Raw genomic sequence first — 2,423 nt, 5'->3', positions numbered from 1 at the left:
TTGCGGAAATTGGCGGGGCTGAGCAGAACGCTGGCCTGATACGCTAAAGGCTCAAGGCTGGCCTTGGCATCACCTTTTAGGCTAATGGTTTCGTCACCAATCGTCGTCGTTAACACGGTGTTTGTACTATTGAAATTATTCAAGGTGGTGTCGACGCTAAGCGCGGATGCTAGTGTTAGTTGGGTATTGATTGGCGTTTGATTTGGCGCACTATAGCTGAGTTCGGATTGCAGCTTTAAGTTACTCGCGTCGCCGCCCGGTAGAACTGCGCCGGTTAATGCAAAAGATTTTAGCGTTAGCTCGGTACCGTCTTTGGCGCTGTATTGCAGCCTGGTGTCTTGCATGTCGAGATTACTTAACGACCAAACGAGTGCGTCTTTGATATTGGCAGTGGCACTGAGCTTCAGTTGGGTGTTAGCGGTGAGTTTAGCCTGCTCGTTACTGTGTTCGGCGCTTAGGCGAAGCTCGCCGTCATTAACAATGAAATTATCTAGGGCGTTATTGATTTCGAGCTTGGCGCTAAACGCTAAGTCGGCAGCGAGACGTTGCTGCGCGTCTTTAAACGTAATACTGCTGCTGAGTTGCAGCGGGAATTCGGCATTGTTTATCTGAATGTTTTCGCCGCTTAAGGCTAGGTGTTCGAGAAGGATGTCCTGCCCAGTTTGGGCATTTACATAATGTACTGTGCTGTCCTCGAGTTGCAGTTTTTGAATGCCAAGATCTTGCACTGGACTGTTATCGGTGCTCGCCGTCTTTTCGGTCGGTTTAGTTTGATTGCCGATTTGACTCCAGTTGCCCACACCGTTTTTATCGACCATTAAATTTGCATTTAGGCCGCTGAGTTTTACGCCCTGAATAACGAGCTGCTTTTGCAGTAGTGGTTTTAGGGCTACGGCGAGCTGAGCCTGCTTGAAACGCACAATCTCGGCGCTGGCGGCATCTGGGGTAGCGGTCGTTGCTAGGCTGGCCTCGCCAACGGCAATCTGAATATTGGGGAATACCTGCCACGACAAATCACCGTCTAAACGAAGAACCAGACCTTGATCGGCGGCCAATTTTTCAATCTCGCCTTTAAAGATGTTGGGGTCGATCAAGAATACGAGCGTGGCGAGGGCGCCGCCCGCTAATATCACCACACTTAGCAATCCGATAAGGGTGTATTTTAATGCGCTGGGCATACATCTCTCCGTGTTGTTTAGTTTTGGGGCGGTAGCTAGCTCGACATGGGCAATGAAAGTATTTGACCGGCCAGTCCTGATAAGTTCTATGTACGTAATTTACTTTGATTCAGTATAGTCAAAATAAGGCAAAGCTTATGCCATTCATTTTAGTCAAGCCTATTACGCAAGAATCGGGTGGTAGGATGTTCGTGTCACGGGCACACTGATAATCAATAGAATACGACGGTGCAAGCGCCAATGAGCGAACAACATATCAACTATCAGCGCGTCGCCAAAGCGATTAACTACCTTGCTGACCGGCAGCTCGATCAACCAAGTCTGGCTGATCTCGCAAGTTATGTGGGTTTGAGCGAGTTTCATATGCAGCGGATGTTTGCTGAGTGGGCGGGTATTTCGCCAAAGCAGTTTCTGCAATTTTTGACCAAGGAACGCGCCAAACAGCAATTGCGCAGCAATAGCGTGTTGGATACTGCGCTTATTTGTGGCCTCAGCGGTAGCAGTCGTCTGCACGATTTACTGATTAAAACCGAGTGTATGACTCCAGGAGAATACCGCAGTCTCGGGGCGGGTTTACAGATTACCTATGGGGTGAAGTCGTCGCCGTTTGGTTTCTGCCTTGTTGCCCAGACCCAGCGTGGGGTCTGTAAAATTGCATTCTTTGATCTAGCTAGTGACGAGGCCTCAGTGGTACAGGAGCTGCAGCAGGAGTGGCCGGCGGCGGCGTTGGCGCGTGATCAGAGCGCGGTTGATCCGGTTTTTGTGCAAATGTTTTCTACAGCAGCTGTCAATAAGGCACCGCTGCGAGTTTTGTTGAAGGGCAGTGAATTTCAGCTCAAAGTGTGGGAAGCGCTATTGGCCATACCGGACGGAGGAGTCTGCTCCTATCAGCAATTAGCGGGGGCAATGGGCCTCGGGTCATCGGTCCGCGCCGTGGCCAGCGCCATTGCCCGTAACAATATTGCCTACCTTATTCCCTGCCATCGGGTGATACGCAGTACGGGTGAATTCAGCCAGTATCGCTGGGGAAGCGCGCGAAAACAGGCGATTTTGGTGCATGAGGCAGGGCGTATAGCAGGCGAGGTCATTGGCGAATAAACTATATCGCGAGTTTTCGCTGACAATGGCCATTGCCGCCTTTTTGTGTGTACTTAAATTTATAAGGATTTCTATGTCTGAATTGGTTTTTTCGTCAACAGTCGCCCTAGAGCAGGCATTAGATGGCAGCGACGAGGCTTTTCATCG

Annotated in this window: 2 protein-coding genes; one reads left to right on the top strand and one right to left on the bottom strand. The window is 50.2% G+C overall.

What is annotated here, in order from left to right; translation table 11 throughout:
• A partial coding sequence (locus ABYT30_RS18450) for an AsmA family protein (protein ID WP_373097977.1) occupies positions 1-1,178 on the bottom strand: 1,178 nt, incomplete at its 3' end.
• Between the two features lie 240 nt (positions 1,179-1,418).
• Between ABYT30_RS18450 and ABYT30_RS18445 the strand changes: the two genes are divergently transcribed.
• Positions 1,419-2,276: a bifunctional transcriptional activator/DNA repair enzyme AdaA gene (locus tag ABYT30_RS18445; protein WP_373083131.1), complete on the top strand. Its 858-nt coding sequence runs from the start codon at positions 1,419-1,421 to the stop codon at positions 2,274-2,276.
• Positions 2,277-2,423 lie beyond the last annotated feature (147 nt).

The sequence above is a fragment of the Zhongshania sp. genome (genome assembly GCF_041623545.1).
In the GTDB taxonomy this organism is placed as follows: Bacteria; Pseudomonadota; Gammaproteobacteria; order Pseudomonadales; family Spongiibacteraceae; genus Spongiibacter.
The sequence above is the reverse complement of the archived record's forward strand: the minus strand, read 5'-3'. Positions and strand labels throughout refer to the sequence as shown.